Genomic DNA, 15,574 nt, shown 5'->3' on the forward strand with positions numbered 1-15,574 from the left:
ATCCTGCCACATCTTGCCGTTTGGTGATCGAGAAAGCGGCACGTATGATGCATCCCAAACTCCCGCAGATTAGAAGCCTATGTCCCTGATAGTTCTACTGCTTCTGCCGTTCGCTGGCAGCTGTCTGGCGGCCTTGCTGCCGCACAATGCACGTAACACCGAATCCCTGTTGGCCGGCCTTGTGGCCCTGGTTGGCACCATTCAAGTCGCCCTGCTCTACCCCCAGATCGCCCACGGTGGCGTGATCCGCGAAGAATTCATGTGGTTGCCCAGCCTCGGGCTGAACTTCGTGCTGCGCATGGATGGGTTTGCCTGGCTGTTCTCGATGCTGGTGCTGGGCATCGGCACGCTGGTGTCGTTGTATGCGCGCTATTACATGTCACCGGACGACCCGGTGCCGCGCTTCTTCGCGTTTTTCCTGGCGTTCATGGGCGCCATGCTCGGGCTGGTGATCTCCGGCAACCTGGTCCAGATCGTGTTCTTCTGGGAACTGACCAGCCTGTTCTCGTTCCTGCTGATCGGCTATTGGCACCACCGCGCCGACGCGCGACGCGGCGCGTACATGGCGTTGATGGTCACCGGTGCCGGCGGCTTATGCCTGCTGGCGGGCGTGATGTTGCTGGGGCATATCGTCGGCAGCTACGACTTGGACCAGGTGCTGGCAGCAGGCGATCAGATTCGCGCGCACTCGCTGTACCCGGTCATGCTGGCCCTGGTGCTGATCGGTGCCTTGAGCAAAAGCGCGCAGTTCCCCTTCCACTTCTGGCTGCCTCACGCAATGGCGGCGCCCACGCCGGTTTCGGCGTACCTGCACTCGGCAACGATGGTGAAGGCCGGCGTGTTCTTGTTGGCCCGCCTGTGGCCGTCGCTGTCTGGCAGCGAAGAATGGTTTTATATCGTCGGCGGTGCCGGCGCGATTACCCTGCTTCTCGGCGCTTACTGCGCGATCTTTCAAAACGACCTCAAGGGCCTGCTGGCCTATTCCACCATCAGCCACCTCGGCTTGATCACCTTATTGCTGGGCCTCAACAGCCCACTGGCCGCCGTCGCTGCGGTGTTCCACATCCTCAACCACGCCACGTTCAAGGCCTCGTTGTTCATGGCCGCAGGCATCATCGACCACGAAAGCGGCACCCGCGACATTCGCAAGCTCAGTGGCCTGGTCCGCTTGATTCCCTTTACCGCGACCCTGGCGATGGTTGCCAGTGCGTCCATGGCCGGGGTGCCGTTGCTCAACGGTTTCCTGTCCAAGGAAATGTTCTTCGCCGAAACCGTGTTCATCTCCTCCACCGCCTGGGTGGAATTTGCCCTGCCGGTGATCGCGACGGTCGCCGGTACATTCAGCGTGGTCTACGCGCTGCGCTTCACCATTGATGTGTTCTTTGGCCCGACTGCCACCAACCTGCCGCACACGCCCCACGAACCGCCGCGCTGGATGCGTGCGCCGGTCGAGCTGCTGGTGTTCACCTGCCTGCTGGTGGGGATTTTCCCGGCCCAGGTGGTCGGTTCGATCCTCGCCGCTGCCGCCTTGCCTGTTGTCGGTGGCGTGCTGCCGGAGTACAGCCTGGCCATCTGGCACGGTTGGAACGCGCCGATGATCATGAGCCTGGTGGCCATGTCCGCTGGCGTCGTTCTGTATCTATTGCTGCGCAAGCAACTCAAGCGTGGCCGCTTCAAATACCCGCCCATCATCAGTTACTTCAACGGCAAACGCGGCTTCGAGCGCAGCCTGGTGGTGATGATGCGCGGGGTGCGCAAGATCGAGAAACGCATCAGCACCAAGCGCCTGCAGACCCAGTTGTTCCTGCTGGTGTTGGTGGCGGTGATCGGCGGCATGATCCCGATGCTCAACAGTGGCCTCAGTTGGGGCGACCGGCCGAAGATCCCGGGCTCCATCGTGTTCGTGACCCTGTGGCTGCTGGCGATTGCCTGTGCCCTCGGTGCCGCCTGGCAAGCCAAGTACCACCGGCTGGCGGCCCTGACCATGGTCAGCGTGTGCGGCCTGATGACCTGCGTGACGTTCGTGTGGTTCTCGGCGCCGGACCTGGCGCTGACCCAGTTGGTCGTCGAAGTGGTGACCACGGTGCTGATCCTGCTCGGTCTGCGCTGGCTGCCACGGCGGATCGAAGAAGTGTCGCCACTGCCAAGCTCCTTGCGCAAGGCGCGCATCCGGCGCCTGCGGGACTTCCTGTTGTCGACCGTGGTCGGCGGCGGCATGGCGCTGCTGTCCTACGCGATGCTGACGCGCCAGACGCCCAACGACATTTCCTCGTTCTACTTAAGCCGTGCCCTGCCCGAAGGCGGCGGCAGCAATGTGGTGAACGTGATGCTGGTGGACTTCCGCGGCTTCGATACCCTGGGTGAAATCACCGTACTCGGCGCCGTGGCGCTGACGGTGTACGCCCTGTTGCGCCGCTTCCGTCCCTCCAAGGAAAGCATGCAACTGCCCGCGCAACAGCGCCAGTTGGCGCCGGACGTGGCCACCGACCTGGTCAACCCACGCCAGGCCAGCGACACCGCTCTGGGCTTCATGATGGTGCCGGCGGTGCTGGTGCGCCTGCTGCTGCCGATTGCTCTGGTGGTGTCGTTCTACCTGTTCATGCGCGGCCACAACCAACCGGGCGGCGGGTTTGTCGCCGGCCTGGTGATGTCGGTGGCGTTTATCCTGCAATACATGGTCGCCGGTACGCAGTGGGTCGAGGCGCAGATGAGCCTGCGGCCGATGCGCTGGATGGGCTTCGGGCTGTTCTCGGCGACGCTGACCGGCCTCGGAGCGCTGTTTGCCGGGTATCCATTCCTCACCACCCACACCTGGCACTTCAGCCTGCCGCTGCTCGGCGACATTCACATCGCCAGCGCGCTGTTCTTCGATGTCGGCGTGTACGCCATGGTCGTCGGCTCGACGCTGCTGATGCTAACCGCCCTCGGTCACCAATCCGTGCGGGCCCATAAACCGAGCAACCAGGCCAAAGTGGTTGCCGCAACGGAAGGAGCCGCCTGATGGAAGAAGTCATCGCAATTGCCATTGGGGTCCTGGCGGCCTCCGGCGTCTGGCTGATCCTGCGGCCACGGACCTTCCAGGTGGTGATGGGCCTGTGCCTGTTGTCGTATGGGGTCAACCTGTTCATTTTCAGCATGGGCAGCCTGTTTATCGGCAAGGAGCCGATCATCAAGGACGGTGTGCCGCAAGACCTGCTCAACTACACCGATCCCCTGCCCCAGGCACTGGTGCTGACGGCCATTGTGATCAGCTTCGCCATGACCGCCTTGTTCCTGGTGGTGCTGCTCGCCTCCCGTGGCTTGACCGGCACGGACCATGTGGACGGCCGGGAGCCCAAGGAATGACGTGGATGAATCAAATGATCGTCGCGCCGATCCTGCTGCCGTTGCTGACCGCCGCATTGATGCTGATGCTCGGCGAGAAGCACCGTCCGCTCAAGGCGCGCATCAACCTGTTCTCCAGCATGATCGGCCTGGGCATCGCAGTCTTGCTGCTGTACTGGACGCAAAAAGGCGGCCCCGGCTCGATTGGCGTGTACCTGCCGGGCAACTGGCAAGTGCCGTTTGGCATTGTGCTGGTGGTCGATCAGTTATCGGCGCTGATGCTGGTACTCACCGGCATCATCGGCGTGAGTGCGCTGTTGTTCGCCATGGCCCGCTGGGACCGCGCAGGCACCAGTTTCCATGCGTTGTTCCAGGTGCAGATGATGGGGTTGTACGGGGCCTTTCTCACCGCCGACCTGTTCAACCTGTTCGTGTTCTTCGAGGTGCTGCTGGCGGCGTCCTATGGCTTGATGCTGCACGGTTCCGGGCGTGCGCGGGTGTCGGCGGGGCTGCATTACATTGCGATCAACCTGCTCGCGTCGTCGCTGTTTTTGATTGGCGCGGCGATGATCTACGGGGTGACTGGCACGCTGAACTTCGCTGACCTGGCGCTGAAAATTCCGCTGGTGCCGGAGGCAGATCGTGGCCTGTTGCACGCCGGTGCGGCGATCCTGGCGACGGCGTTCCTGGCCAAGGCCGGCATGTGGCCGCTGAACTTCTGGCTGGCGCCCGCGTATTCTTCGGCGAGTGCGCCGGTGGCGGCGATGTTCGCGATCATGACCAAGGTCGGCGTTTACACCGTGCTGCGCCTGTGGACTCTACTGTTCTCCGGCCAGGCCGGTGCGTCGGCGCTGTTTGGCGGGGACTGGCTGGTGTATGGCGGCATGGCGACCATCATCTGCGCCGGGTTGGCGATGGTGGCGGCGCAGCGATTGGAGCGCATGGCCAGCTTGAGCATTCTGGTGTCGGCGGGGATCCTGCTGTCGGCAGTCGGTTTCGCCCAGCCAAGCCTGACCGCGGGCGCGCTGTTCTATCTGGTCAGTTCTACCTTGGCATTAAGCGCGCTGTTCCTGCTGGCCGAATTGATCGAGCGTTCACGCTCGGCCAACGACCTGCCGCTGGACGAAGAGATCGATGCGCTGCCTAAAGCCATGGAGTCCTTGCACCCACGTCCCGGCGTCAACCTCGATGATGAACAGCAAGCCGTGGTCGGCCAGGTGATTCCCTGGACCATGGCCTTCCTGGGCCTGAGCTTTATCGCCTGCGCCCTGCTGATCATCGGCATGCCGCCGCTGTCCGGGTTTATCGGCAAGCTCAGCCTGTTGAGTGCGCTGGTCAATCCACTGGGCCTGGGTGTCAGTGTTGACGCGCCAATCCGCCCGGCGGCCTGGGGTTTGATGGCGCTGTTGATCCTCTCGGGTCTGGCCTCGTTGATCGCCTTCGCCCGCCTCGGCATCCAGCGTTTCTGGACCCCGGAAGAGCGTCCTTCGCCGCTGCTGCGTCGCTACGAGTGCCTGCCGATCTTCTTCCTGCTGGGCCTGAGCATCCTGCTGACCTTCAAGGCCGAGCCGCTGATGCGCTACACCCAGGACACGGCCGTCAGCCTGAACAACCCAGAACACTACGTGATGGCGGTGATGGCCACGCGCCCGGTGCCGAGCCCTGAAGCCAAGGCCGCCGCGCTGGAGGTGCAGCCATGAAGCGTCTGTTCCCTGCTCCGTGGTTGTCGCTGGCGTTGTGGCTGTTGTGGCTGGTGCTCAACCTGTCCGTGAGCCCCGGCAACCTGCTGCTGGGCGCGCTGCTGGGTTTTCTGGCGCCGCTGATGATGGCGCCGCTGCGGCCGTTGCCGATCCGCATTCGCCGCCCTGGGGTGATCATTCGCCTGTTCTTCCTGGTGGGCCGCGATGTGATCATCTCCAACCTGCAAGTGGCCTGGGGCGTGCTGATCTGCAGCTCCCGTCCACCGCGTTCGCGCTTCATCAAGATCCCCCTGGACCTGCGCGACGCCAACGGCCTGGCGGCGTTGTCGATGATCACCACCGTGGTGCCCGGCACCATCTGGTCGGAACTGGCGCTGGACCGTAGCATCCTGCTCTTGCACGTGTTTGACCTGGAGGATGAAGCGTCCTTCATCGAGCACTTCAAGACCACCTACGAACGGCCCCTGATGGAGATCTTCGAATGAGCGCCCTGCTCTCCAATGCGATCCTGCTCAGCCTGTTCCTGTTCTCGCTGGCCATGGTGCTGACCTTGGTGCGCCTGTTCAAAGGCCCCTCGGCCCAGGACCGGGTATTGGCGCTGGACTACCTGTACATCCTGGCGATGCTGATGATGCTGGTGCTGGGCATTCGCTACGCCAGTGACACCTACTTTGAAGCGGCGCTGCTGATTGCGCTGTTCGGCTTCGTCGGCTCGTTTGCCCTGGCGAAATTCCTGCTGCGTGGGGAGGTGATTGAATGATGCCGTTATGGATGGAAGTCGTCGTGGCCGTGCTGCTGGTGTTGAGCAGTGTGTTTGCATTGATTGGCGCGATCGGCTTGCTAAGGATGAAGGACTTCTTCCAGCGCATGCACCCGCCGGCATTGGCTTCGACGTTGGGGGCGTGGTGTGTGGCGCTGGCGTCGATCATCTACTTTTCGGTGCTCAAGTCCGGCCCGGTGTTGCACGGCTGGTTGATTCCGATCTTGTTGTCGATCACGGTGCCGGTGACCACGTTGCTGCTGGCGCGTACGGCGTTGTTCCGTAAGCGTATGGCGGGGGATGATGTGCCTGCCGAGGTCAGCAGCCGGCGCTGATCCCTGAAAAGTACGCGGTCAAAAATGTGGGAGCGGGCTTGCTCGCGAAAGCGGTGTATCAGGAACACATACAGTGACTGACACTCCGCTTTCGCGAGCAAGCCCGCTCCTACATTTGGTTTTGTGCTAGGCAAAAGATCGAATGTGCGCCGCCAGTTCGGACAACTCAGCATCATCCGCCCGCCCATGATCATGGGACGAGATATAGCCTTCATACGCCTCGAAGAACTTGTCCACCTTCGAACTCAACGGTTTGAACCCGCTGTCCGAACCGGTGCCATGCATGGGAAACAACTTCGCATGCAGATGATCCACGCCATACCCCTCCATGATCAGCCCCGTGCGCGCCACATCGGGAAACGCCCGGTCGATCTGCAACGCGGTCTTCTTCGCCGCTATCGCGAGCCCGGCCAACACTTCATCCGACTGCGCAAACGCATAGCTGCCGTAATGCTGTTTGGGAATCACCACGCTGAAACCCGGCGTGTTGGGGAAAATCGACAAAAATGCCATATGCTGCTCGTCTTCCCATAGGATGTGCGCCGGGGAAGTTTTTCGAACAATGCTGCAGAAAATACATTCCATTTGAATCTCCGCCAGTTGGGTCGTGGCGACCATCTAAAGCCAGGATGGGGCGGGCGTCAAAGCAAATGGAAACTTTCAGACATGTCCTAAGGACGTATGCGATGAGCAAAACCTACACCCCTGCCACCGCCGCAGCCGACGTCGAAACCACCCTCGCCTGGCTCGGCGGGCGCTGGAAATTGATCATCCTGTTTCATCTGTTCGGCGGCCAGGTGCAGCGTTATTCCGACCTTGAGCGGCTGATCCCGGAGATCTCGCAGAAGATGCTCGCCCAACAACTGCGCCAGCTTGAAGCCGATGGCCTGGTGCAGCGCACCGTCTACCCGGTGGTGCCGCCGAAAGTGGAATACCGCATGACCGAATGGGGTCAGAGCCTGTGCCCGGTGCTGGATGGCCTGCTTAAATGGCAGGCCGCCAAGCCTGTGATCTAGACCGTGGGCACGGTGCCGCCGTCGATCACGTACTCGGTGCCACTGATCGACCCGGCGCGGGGCGAGACCAGGAACGCGATCAAGTCCGCCACTTCCTGAGGCTTGGCCGGCCGGCCCAGCGGAATGCCGCCCAACGCTTGCATAATGATCTGCTTGCCGCCTTCGTAATCCGTGCCCGCCTCATCTGCCAGACGCTCTGCCAACGCGACCGCCGCGTCCGTCTCCACCCAGCCCGGCGAAACCCGCACCACCCGCACGCCCTTGGGCGTCACTTCTTTCGACAGGCTCTTGCTGTACGTCGCCAACGCCGCCTTGGCAGCGGCATAGGCCGTGGTCGATTCCGGCAACGGCAGCTCCCGCTGGATCGACGTAACATGAATGATCACCCCGGCCCCGCGCTCGACCATCCCCGGTAACAGCGCCCGATCCACCCGCACCGCCGCCATCAGGTTCTGACCCAGCGCATTCATCCACTGCTCATCATCGAGCACCGCAAACCCCCCACCTGGCGCACTGGAACCGCCGAGGACATTGACGATGATATCCACACCGCCAAACTGCGCCTTCACCGCCTCGGTGGCGCTGGCACAACCGGCCGCAGTGCCCAGGTCGGCGGCAATGAAATGCACGCCCTCGGGTGGCGTACCCGCTGCCGAACGCGCGACCGAAATCACCTGGGCGCCCTGTTCCTGCAACACGGCAACCACCGCCGCACCGATGCCCTTGGTGCCGCCCGTGACCAGCGCGCGAAGGCCTGTCAGTCCGAGATCAAAGCTCATGAAAACTCCTCCTGGGTAAACGAAGACCCCAGGATAGGAACGTGATGGACAGGCCACAAGAACGCACGAAAAGGTAATGGGCTCACTCAAAAGTAAGTATCGGGCTTCAGGAGGGCACAGGCCATGAGCAAGGGACAACCCAGTTAAAGATTAATTAATCCAAAAATAGCTTGGCGCACTCTAAGAGGCCTGATAGGGTTTAGTGGATTAATTAATCCACTAATACAGGCATCACCATGACTGCTCAACTCTCTCGATTCCACAGCAAAGTCGCCTTGGTCACCGGCGGTTCCCGCGGTATCGGCGAAGCCATCGTTCGCCGTCTCGCCGCCGAAGGCGCTGCGGTGGCCTTCACTTATTCTTCTTCCAGCGCAAAGGCCGATACGCTTGTCAGCCAGATCGAAAGCCAAGGCGGCAAAGCCCTGGCCATCCAGGCTGACAGCGCTGATGTGGCAGCAATCGAGCGCGCGGTAGCACATACCATGGAGCGTTTTGGCGCCTTGAATATACTGGTCAACAACGCCGGTATCCTGCTACGCGGTACCGTCGATGAGTTCAGCCTGGAAGACTTCGACCGCATGTTTGCGGTGAACGTCCGTGCGGCATTCGCGGCGGCCAAAGCCAGTTCTGCGGTCATGCACAGCGGTGATCGCATCATCACCGTTGGCAGTGTCGTGGCGCAACGTTCAGGCTTTCCGGGTGCCAGTGTCTATAGCATGACGAAGGCCGCGATCGCCGGTATGATTCGCGGCCTGGCCATTGATTTTGCCCCACGTGGCATCACCGTCAATAACGTCCAGCCCGGCCCGACCAGCACCGACATGAACCCCGCCGACGGACCGCATTCCGACCTGGTCAAAAGCCTGGTCCCGCTGGGTCGGCTGGGCACCGCCGACGACATCGCCGGCATGGTTGCCTACCTCGCGTCCGAGGAAGCCGCCTTTGTCACCGGTGCCAGCCTGACCATCGACGGTGGTTACCTGGCCTGATCCTTCATTTGCAGAGGTACCCCATGGCAAGACCCAGAGCATTCGACCGCGACCAGGTGCTGCAACAGGCCATACGTGTGTTCTGCGACAAGGGCTTCGCTGCAGCGTCTACCGAGGAACTGATGCAGGCCATGGGGCTCAGTCGCCAAAGCATGTACAACACGTTTGGCGACAAACGTCAGTTGTACTTGCAGGCCATGGCCGAGTATCAGCGCAATGGCGTTGACGATCTGATCGGGCGCCTCAACCAGGGCCAGACGCCGCTGCAGGCCATTCACGACACCTTGCAATCCTTCGCCACCCGCGCCTTGCGCGAAGGTACCGCGGGCTGCATGGGCGTCAATGCCATCTGCGAATTCGGCCAGGAGGACGAAGAAATCAATCGACTCACCGCCCACAGCACCGAACGCTTGCGCGATGCGCTGGTGCACACCTTAGGGCGTGCACGGGAGCAGGGAGAGTTGGCCCCCGACACCGATTTATCGGGCGCCTGCGATTTTCTGATGGCCACCCTCAGCGGCATGAAAATCGCTGGGAAGGGCGGTGCCACCGTGGAGCAATTGGCCAATATCGCCGTGTTCGCAATCCGCGCGCTGGGCGCGAACGCGTAGTCAGAGAATCGGCGCGCCAAACCTGTTCAGGCGTGGCACCCAGTGATCCAGGATCTCCGCCGACGCCAGCACATGATGCGCGCGCCCGATCAATAGCCGGCGCGGCACAAAGCCGATATACCGTGAGTCGTCGCTGTTATCACGGTTGTCCCCCAGCATGAAATAACTGTCGGCCGGCACAGTGACCGGACCAAAATTGCGCAGCGCCCGCACCGTCGGCATGAATTGCACCGTGCGCTGACGGTTGGCCGCCAGCTCCTTCAGCTTGATCCCCGGCACGGTACGGCCGGGCACAATGGGCTCGCTGATATCCTGCGCGTCACTGTAGGAAGCAGGCACGCCGTTGACCCACAACACCTCGTCTTTCATTTCCAGGGTGTCACCGGGTATGCCAACGATACGCTTGATCAGGCGCATGCCGTCCTTGGGCGACGAAAACGTCACCACATCGCCGCGTTGAGGGTTATCGAGCTTGGCCAGGGAAATATCCGTGAGCGGCACCTTGAGGTCATACGCCACACGGTTGACCAGCACCACATCGCCCTCCAGCAAGGTCGGACGCATGGAGCCGGAGGGGATGGGATTCCAGTCGGCCAAGGAGGTACGAAAAACGCCGAAGCACACCCAGAAAATGATGGCGTAACGGTAACGGATCAACCAACTTCGCATACATCCTCGCACTGCAGAAAGGGCGTCAGGGTTATTTCTTCGACATTCGGTTTTTGCATGGGCGGATTAAATTAACATTAGCGTCCAAGCGCACAAAAAGGAGTTTTCGCGATGGATATCAAATGCTCAGTCTTTATCGCTGCCAGCGTCGACGGCTTCATTGCCCGCTCGGACGGTGATATCGAATGGTTGCACCAACCCGCGTATGAAACCGCCGAGTTGAAGGGTGTGACCTATGAAAGCTTTATCGCTACGGTGGATGCGCTGGTGATGGGCCGAAAAACCCTGGAGAAGGTCCTGTCCTTTCCCGAGTGGCCCTATGAGGGTACGCCGGTCATTGTCCTGTCTCACCAGCAACTGGAAATCCCGGCGCATCTGGAAGGCAAGGTTGAGGTCATGGCGGGAGACGTGACCACATTGGTTGCGACGTTAGCCGAACGAGGCATGAAACATCTGTATATCGACGGTGGGCAGACGATCCAGGCGTTTCTTGAAGCCGGCCTGATCAATGAGCTGATCATTACCCGTATCCCGGTTTTGCTGGGGCAAGGTATTCCTCTGTTCAGCCTGGTTGGCAGTGGGCATGAGCTGCGCCATGTCGGAACCTACGTGTCGGACAATGGGTTTGTTCAGAGCAGGTATGACGTAGATAGTAAGCATTGAGGCCAAGCCCGCGTCCAAAAAAAACGCCCCGAACCAGTCGGGGCGTTTTTCATTCAGCGTTTACCGATCAAGCCTGATCGGCCAACCGCCACGTCGTCCCACCCTTCCCGTCTTCCAACACCACACCCATGGCGGTCAGTTGGTCACGGATACGGTCGGATTCCGCCCAGTCTTTGTTAGCGCGAGCAGCCAGACGCGCCTGAATCAACGCATCCACTTCAGCCGCATCCACACGCCCTTCAGCGCCGGCTTGCAGGAAGTCCTCAGGCTTCATTTGCAGAACCCCAAGCACGCTAGCCAGCTCTTTCAAGCGCGCTGCCAGACCCGCCGCCGCATCAAGATCACTCTCACGCAAACGGTTGATCTCACGCACCATCTCGAACAGCACCGCGCAGGCTTCCGGCGTACCAAAGTCGTCGTTCATGACTTCGGTAAACCGTGCGACGAAGGCTTCACCGCCGGTCGGCGCCACGGCTGGCAGGCCTTTCAACGCGTGGTAAAAGCGCTCCAGGGCGCCCTTGGCGTCCTTGAGGTTGTCTTCCGAGTAGTTGATGGCGCTGCGGTAGTGGCTCGACACCAGCAGGTAACGCACAACCTCTGGATGATACTTTTCCAGCACGTCGCGAATGGTGAAGAAGTTGTTCAAGGACTTGGACATCTTCTCGCCATTGATGCGGATCATGCCGCAGTGCATCCAGGCGTTGGCGTAGGTCTTGCCGGTGGCGGCTTCGCTCTGGGCGATTTCGTTTTCGTGGTGCGGGAACTCGAGGTCGCTGCCGCCTCCATGAATGTCGAAGGTCTCGCCCAGGCAGCAGGTGGACATCACCGAGCATTCGATGTGCCAGCCCGGACGCCCGGCGCCCCATGGCGATTCCCAGCTCGGCTCGCCCGGCTTGGTGGCTTTCCACAGCACGAAGTCGAGCGGATCCTGCTTGGCTTCGTCGACTTCGATGCGGGCACCGATACGCAGGTCTTCGATTTTCTTGCGCGACAGCTTGCCGTAGCCCATGAACTTGGCGACGCGGTAGTACACGTCGCCATTGCCTGGGGCGTAGGCGTAACCCTTGTCGATCAGGATCTGGATCATCGCGTGCATGCCAGGGATGTGGTCCGTGGCACGCGGCTCCATGTCCGGCTTGAGGATGTTGAGGCGGGCCTCGTCCTCGTGCATCGCGGCGATCATGCGCTCGGTCAGCGCGTCGAACGACTCGCCGTTTTCGTTGGCGCGGTTGATGATCTTGTCGTCGATGTCGGTGATGTTGCGCACGTAGGTCAAGTCATAGCCGCTGAAACGCAACCAGCGGGTCACCAGGTCGAAGGCCACCATGCTGCGGCCGTGGCCGATGTGGCAGTAGTCGTACACGGTCATGCCGCACACGTACATGCGCACCTTGTTGCCATCCAGCGGCTTGAAGACTTCTTTGGTCTTGCTGAGTGTGTTGTAGATCGTTAGCACAACGGCTTCCTTAGAGAATCACTGGCCCCACGAATCACGCAAGGTCACGGTACGGTTGAATACCGGAGCACCAGGTTTCGAGTCCTTGATATCCGCGCAGAAGTAACCTTCGCGCTCGAACTGGAAACGGTCTTCCGGCTGTGCTTCGCCCAACGAGGGTTCGGCACGACAACCAGTGAGTACTTGCAGGGAGTCAGGGTTGATGTTGTCGAGGAAGCTGGCGCTGTCTTCGGCCTTTTCCGGGTTCGGCGAGCGGAACAGACGATCGTACAGGCGCACTTCGCACTCGATGCTGGCAGCCGCCGGCACCCAGTGGATCACGCCCTTGACCTTGCGGCCTTCAGGGTTCTTGCCCAGGGTGTCCGGATCGTAGGAGCAACGCAGTTCGACGATGTTGCCATCGGCGTCCTTGATCGCTTCGTCGGCACGGATCACGTAGCTGCCGCGCAGGCGCACTTCGCCGTTCGGCTCCAGGCGCTTGTAGCCTTTTGGCGGCTCCTCCATGAAGTCATCGCGGTCGATGTAGATTTCACGGGCGAACGGCAGCTTGCGCACGCCGAGTTCTTCTTTCTGCGGATGACGCGGCAACTCAAGGTTGTCGACCTTGTCTTCCGGGTAGTTGGTGATCACGACTTTCAACGGACGCAGCACGCACATGGCGCGCGGGGCGTTGGCGTCGAGGTCCTGGCGGATGCTGAATTCGAGCATGCCGAAATCGACCACGCCGTCGGAACGGTTGGTGCCGACCATGTCGCAGAAGTTGCGGATCGACGCCGGTGTGTAGCCACGGCGGCGGAAGCCCGACAGGGTGGACATGCGTGGGTCATCCCAACCGTGGACGTGCTTCTCGTCCACCAGTTGCTTGAGCTTGCGCTTGCTGGTGATGGTGTAGTTCAGGTTCAGGCGGCTGAACTCATACTGGCGCGGGTGCGCTGGCACCGGCAGGCTGTCCAGGAACCATTCGTACAGCGGACGATGGCTCTCGAACTCCAGGGTGCAGATAGAGTGGGTGATGCCTTCGATGGCGTCCGACTGACCGTGGGTGAAGTCGTAGTTCGGGTAGATGCACCACTTGTCACCGGTCTGGTGGTGATGGGCATGGCGGATGCGGTACATGATCGGGTCGCGCAGGTTCATGTTCGGCGAGGCCATGTCGATCTTGGCCCGCAGCACGCGGGCGCCGTCCGGGAACTCACCGGCGCGCATGCGGGCGAACCAGTCCAGGTTCTCTTCCACCGAACGGTCGCGGAACGGGCTGTTCTTGCCCGGTTCGGTCAGGGTACCACGGTATTCCTTGGCCTGTTCCGGGCTCAGGTCGTCGACATAGGCCTTGCCGGCCTTGATCAGTTCGACGGCCCAGTCGAACAGCTGGTCGAAGTATTTGGAGGCATAGCGCACTTCACCGGACCATTCGAAGCCCAGCCACTTGATGTCGCTTTCGATGGCGTCGATGTATTCCTGGTCTTCCTTGGCCGGGTTGGTGTCGTCGAAACGCAGGTGCGTGACGCCACCGAATTCCTGGGCCAGGCCGAAGTTCACACAGATCGACTTGGCGTGACCGATGTGCAGGTAGCCGTTGGGCTCTGGCGGGAAGCGGGTGACGATCTGCGTGTGCTTGCCCGAATCCAGGTCCGCCTGGATGATCGGGCGCAGGAAATTGACCGGGACGGCAGGTCCGGCCTTGGAATTCGAGGTAGGGTCGACAGTGGGCTTGCTCATAGGATCCTTGAACAGACAAGTACGTGGCCGGGCTAGGCCGACAAAACAAAGGCGATATCATAGCCGATGCTGTCAAGTACCTGACAGAGCGCGGCCAAAAACTGCTGCATTTATTGCACCGGCGGTAAAAAACCACCTCGAAATTCCTGCAGGGCACGCTAAACTGCGCGCCTTGGCCGCAGTTTCGCCATACCGGTCGTGGTGCCCAGGCACCCAAACCCACGAATTCCCTGAAAAGAGTAGTGAACATGACTCAAGTCAAACTGACCACCAACCACGGTGACATCGTCATCGAGCTGAACGCCGAGAAAGCGCCGATCACCGTCGCCAACTTCATCGAGTACGTGAACGCCGGCCACTACGAAAACACTGTTTTCCACCGTGTCATCGGCAACTTCATGGTCCAGGGCGGCGGTTTCGAGCCTGGCATGAAAGAAAAGAAAGACAAGCGCCCAAGCATCCAGAACGAAGCGGACAACGGCCTTTCCAACGACAAGTACACTGTCGCCATGGCCCGTACCATGGAGCCGCATTCGGCCTCCGCGCAGTTCTTCATCAACGTCGCCGACAACGCCTTCCTGAACCACAGCGGCAAGAACGTGCAGGGTTGGGGTTACGCGGTATTCGGTAAAGTCACCGAAGGCCAGGACGTCGTTGACAAGATCAAAGGCGTGCAGACCACCGGTAAAGCCGGTCACCAGGACGTTCCGGTAGAAGACGTTATCGTCGAGAAAGCCGAGATCGTTGGGTGATATTGCTGATTTCAGATTTGCATCTGGAAGAGGAGCGCCCGGATATCACCCGGGCGTTTCTGGATCTGCTCCACACCCGCGCCCGTGGCGCCCAGGCGTTGTACATTCTGGGGGACTTCTTTGAAGCCTGGATTGGCGACGATGGGATGACGCCCTTCCAGCGCTCCATCTGCGAGGCTCTGCGCGAGCTGAGCGACAGCGGCACCCCGATTTTCATCATGCACGGCAACCGTGACTTCCTGATCGGCAAGGCGTTCTGCAAAGCAGCAGGTGCCACCTTGCTCAAGGACCCGAGTGTCGTGCAGCTCCATGGCGAGCCCGTGCTGTTGATGCACGGCGACAGCCTCTGTACCCGCGACGTCGGCTATATGAAGCTGCGGCGCATCCTGCGCAATCCGATTGTGCTGTTTATCCTGCGCCACCTTCCTTTGAGCACCCGCCACAAGTTGGCGCGCAAGCTGCGCAGCGAAAGCCGGGCGCAAACGCGCATGAAGGCTAACGACATTGTTGATGTCACCCCCGAGGAAGTGCCACGGGTGATGCAGCAGTTCGGCGTGCGCACCCTGGTCCACGGCCACACCCACCGCCCCGCCATTCATAAGTTGCAGATTGGTGACCAGGCGGCCAAGCGCATTGTGCTGGGGGATTGGGACAAGCAGGGCTGGGCGTTGCAGGTGGATGAGCAAGGGTTTCAGTTGGCGGCGTTTGATTTTGTGAACCCGCAGTTGGCGCTACCCGGCGCCTGATACACCGCGTGCCGGTTCGCTCTTTTGTGGTGAGCGAGCTTGCCTCGCGCGGGCA

At 61.0% G+C, this 15,574-nt stretch carries 17 protein-coding genes; 12 read left to right on the forward strand and 5 right to left on the reverse strand.

Annotated features, from left to right (window positions below; translation table 11 throughout):
- Window positions 1–79: 79 nt before the first annotated feature.
- Genes HX812_RS03250 through HX812_RS03275 form a run of 6 tightly spaced genes read left to right on the forward strand, consistent with a single transcriptional unit; the run spans window position 80 to window position 6,119 of the window.
- Window positions 80–3,001 carry a monovalent cation/H+ antiporter subunit A gene (locus HX812_RS03250; RefSeq protein WP_038846033.1) on the forward strand — a complete coding sequence of 974 codons (2,922 nt, stop codon included), beginning with the start codon at window positions 80–82 and terminating at the stop codon, window positions 2,999–3,001.
- The gene (locus HX812_RS03255; protein WP_003192163.1) at window positions 3,001–3,345 is read left to right on the forward strand and encodes a Na+/H+ antiporter subunit C; all 345 of its coding nucleotides are present in this window, start codon (window positions 3,001–3,003) and stop codon (window positions 3,343–3,345) included. The genes HX812_RS03250 and HX812_RS03255 overlap by 1 nt, the downstream gene beginning before the upstream one ends.
- Window positions 3,342–5,024 carry a monovalent cation/H+ antiporter subunit D gene (locus HX812_RS03260; RefSeq protein ID WP_038846030.1) on the forward strand — a complete coding sequence of 561 codons (1,683 nt, stop codon included), beginning with the start codon at window positions 3,342–3,344 and terminating at the stop codon, window positions 5,022–5,024. Before HX812_RS03255 ends, HX812_RS03260 begins: the two co-directional genes overlap by 4 nt.
- Window positions 5,021–5,509 carry a Na+/H+ antiporter subunit E gene (locus HX812_RS03265; protein ID WP_038846028.1) on the forward strand — a complete coding sequence of 163 codons (489 nt, stop codon included), beginning with the start codon at window positions 5,021–5,023 and terminating at the stop codon, window positions 5,507–5,509. Before HX812_RS03260 ends, HX812_RS03265 begins: the two co-directional genes overlap by 4 nt.
- Window positions 5,506–5,784 (forward strand): K+/H+ antiporter subunit F, encoded by a 279-nt coding sequence (locus HX812_RS03270; protein WP_038846025.1) that lies wholly within the window; start codon window positions 5,506–5,508, stop codon window positions 5,782–5,784. The genes HX812_RS03265 and HX812_RS03270 overlap by 4 nt, the downstream gene beginning before the upstream one ends.
- Window positions 5,781–6,119, forward strand: coding sequence for a Na+/H+ antiporter subunit G (locus tag HX812_RS03275; protein ID WP_016977444.1), 339 nt, complete (start codon window positions 5,781–5,783; stop codon window positions 6,117–6,119). The genes HX812_RS03270 and HX812_RS03275 overlap by 4 nt, the downstream gene beginning before the upstream one ends.
- Before the next feature lie 126 nt (window positions 6,120–6,245).
- Here the strand turns inward: HX812_RS03275 and HX812_RS03280 are convergent, their stop codons facing one another.
- On the reverse strand, window positions 6,246–6,704 hold the full coding sequence (locus tag HX812_RS03280; RefSeq protein WP_038849497.1) for an HIT family protein: 459 nt from the start codon (window positions 6,702–6,704) through the stop codon (window positions 6,246–6,248).
- Between the two features lie 101 nt (window positions 6,705–6,805).
- Here HX812_RS03280 and HX812_RS03285 point away from each other — a divergent pair, with 101 nt between their 5' ends.
- Window positions 6,806–7,135 carry a helix-turn-helix domain-containing protein gene (locus HX812_RS03285; RefSeq protein ID WP_038849474.1) on the forward strand — a complete coding sequence of 110 codons (330 nt, stop codon included), beginning with the start codon at window positions 6,806–6,808 and terminating at the stop codon, window positions 7,133–7,135.
- Here HX812_RS03285 and HX812_RS03290 read toward each other — a convergent pair.
- Complete coding sequence (locus HX812_RS03290; RefSeq protein ID WP_038849475.1) at window positions 7,132–7,914, reverse strand: SDR family oxidoreductase; 783 nt, start codon at window positions 7,912–7,914, stop codon at window positions 7,132–7,134. The two genes, HX812_RS03285 and HX812_RS03290, sit on opposite strands and share 4 nt — an antisense overlap.
- A gap of 236 nt (window positions 7,915–8,150) precedes the next feature.
- Between HX812_RS03290 and HX812_RS03295 the strand changes: the two genes are divergently transcribed.
- Window positions 8,151–8,903 (forward strand): 3-oxoacyl-ACP reductase family protein, encoded by a 753-nt coding sequence (locus HX812_RS03295; protein ID WP_038849476.1) that lies wholly within the window; start codon window positions 8,151–8,153, stop codon window positions 8,901–8,903.
- Window positions 8,904–8,926: 23 nt separating this feature from the next.
- Window positions 8,927–9,514 (forward strand): TetR/AcrR family transcriptional regulator, encoded by a 588-nt coding sequence (locus HX812_RS03300; protein WP_038849477.1) that lies wholly within the window; start codon window positions 8,927–8,929, stop codon window positions 9,512–9,514.
- On the opposite strand, the gene lepB is transcribed toward HX812_RS03300, so the two are convergent.
- The gene (gene lepB, locus HX812_RS03305) at window positions 9,515–10,183 is read right to left on the reverse strand and encodes a signal peptidase I (RefSeq protein WP_038849479.1); all 669 of its coding nucleotides are present in this window, start codon (window positions 10,181–10,183) and stop codon (window positions 9,515–9,517) included.
- Between the two features lie 111 nt (window positions 10,184–10,294).
- Between lepB and HX812_RS03310 the strand changes: the two genes are divergently transcribed.
- Window positions 10,295–10,846 carry a dihydrofolate reductase family protein gene (locus HX812_RS03310; protein WP_038849481.1) on the forward strand — a complete coding sequence of 184 codons (552 nt, stop codon included), beginning with the start codon at window positions 10,295–10,297 and terminating at the stop codon, window positions 10,844–10,846.
- 67 nt (window positions 10,847–10,913) lie between these two features.
- On the opposite strand, the gene cysS is transcribed toward HX812_RS03310, so the two are convergent.
- Together cysS and HX812_RS03320 are read right to left on the reverse strand one after the other, a co-directional pair.
- Entirely contained in the window at window positions 10,914–12,302 is a 1,389-nt protein-coding gene (gene cysS / locus HX812_RS03315; RefSeq protein WP_038849483.1) for a cysteine--tRNA ligase, read from the reverse strand.
- Window positions 12,303–12,320: 18 nt separating this feature from the next.
- The gene (locus HX812_RS03320; protein ID WP_038849486.1) at window positions 12,321–14,021 is read right to left on the reverse strand and encodes a glutamine--tRNA ligase/YqeY domain fusion protein; all 1,701 of its coding nucleotides are present in this window, start codon (window positions 14,019–14,021) and stop codon (window positions 12,321–12,323) included.
- Between the two features lie 248 nt (window positions 14,022–14,269).
- On the opposite strand from HX812_RS03320, the gene HX812_RS03325 reads away from it, so the two are divergent.
- Together HX812_RS03325 and lpxH are read left to right on the forward strand one after the other, a co-directional pair.
- The gene (locus HX812_RS03325) at window positions 14,270–14,773 is read left to right on the forward strand and encodes a peptidylprolyl isomerase (protein ID WP_016977438.1); all 504 of its coding nucleotides are present in this window, start codon (window positions 14,270–14,272) and stop codon (window positions 14,771–14,773) included.
- A complete protein-coding gene (gene lpxH / locus HX812_RS03330; RefSeq protein WP_016977437.1) occupies window positions 14,770–15,519 on the forward strand; it encodes a UDP-2,3-diacylglucosamine diphosphatase in 750 nt (249 codons plus the stop codon). Before HX812_RS03325 ends, lpxH begins: the two co-directional genes overlap by 4 nt.
- The last annotated feature ends 55 nt before the right edge of the window (window positions 15,520–15,574 follow it).

The sequence above is a fragment of the Pseudomonas sp. IPO3749 genome, assembly GCF_013386605.1.
In the GTDB taxonomy this organism is placed as follows: Bacteria; Pseudomonadota; Gammaproteobacteria; order Pseudomonadales; family Pseudomonadaceae; genus Aquipseudomonas; species Aquipseudomonas azotoformans_A.

Excerpts from the sequence above, each read along its gene's own strand:
- HX812_RS03285 (WP_038849474.1), top strand. The coding sequence starts at position 6,806 with ATGAGCAAAACCTACACCCCTGCCACCGCCGCAGCCGACGTCGAAACC.
- HX812_RS03255 (WP_003192163.1), top strand. The coding sequence starts at position 3,001 with ATGGAAGAAGTCATCGCAATTGCCATTGGGGTCCTGGCGGCCTCCGGC.
- HX812_RS03265 (WP_038846028.1), top strand. The coding sequence starts at position 5,021 with ATGAAGCGTCTGTTCCCTGCTCCGTGGTTGTCGCTGGCGTTGTGGCTG.
- HX812_RS03310 (WP_038849481.1), top strand. The coding sequence starts at position 10,295 with ATGGATATCAAATGCTCAGTCTTTATCGCTGCCAGCGTCGACGGCTTC.
- lepB (WP_038849479.1), bottom strand. The coding sequence starts at position 10,183 with ATGCGAAGTTGGTTGATCCGTTACCGTTACGCCATCATTTTCTGGGTG.
- HX812_RS03295 (WP_038849476.1), top strand. The coding sequence starts at position 8,151 with ATGACTGCTCAACTCTCTCGATTCCACAGCAAAGTCGCCTTGGTCACC.
- HX812_RS03290 (WP_038849475.1), bottom strand. The coding sequence starts at position 7,914 with ATGAGCTTTGATCTCGGACTGACAGGCCTTCGCGCGCTGGTCACGGGC.
- HX812_RS03250 (WP_038846033.1), top strand. The coding sequence starts at position 80 with ATGTCCCTGATAGTTCTACTGCTTCTGCCGTTCGCTGGCAGCTGTCTG.
- HX812_RS03260 (WP_038846030.1), top strand. The coding sequence starts at position 3,342 with ATGACGTGGATGAATCAAATGATCGTCGCGCCGATCCTGCTGCCGTTG.
- HX812_RS03320 (WP_038849486.1), bottom strand. The coding sequence starts at position 14,021 with ATGAGCAAGCCCACTGTCGACCCTACCTCGAATTCCAAGGCCGGACCT.
- HX812_RS03270 (WP_038846025.1), top strand. The coding sequence starts at position 5,506 with ATGAGCGCCCTGCTCTCCAATGCGATCCTGCTCAGCCTGTTCCTGTTC.
- HX812_RS03325 (WP_016977438.1), top strand. The coding sequence starts at position 14,270 with ATGACTCAAGTCAAACTGACCACCAACCACGGTGACATCGTCATCGAG.
- HX812_RS03300 (WP_038849477.1), top strand. The coding sequence starts at position 8,927 with ATGGCAAGACCCAGAGCATTCGACCGCGACCAGGTGCTGCAACAGGCC.
- HX812_RS03280 (WP_038849497.1), bottom strand. The coding sequence starts at position 6,704 with ATGGAATGTATTTTCTGCAGCATTGTTCGAAAAACTTCCCCGGCGCAC.
- HX812_RS03275 (WP_016977444.1), top strand. The coding sequence starts at position 5,781 with ATGATGCCGTTATGGATGGAAGTCGTCGTGGCCGTGCTGCTGGTGTTG.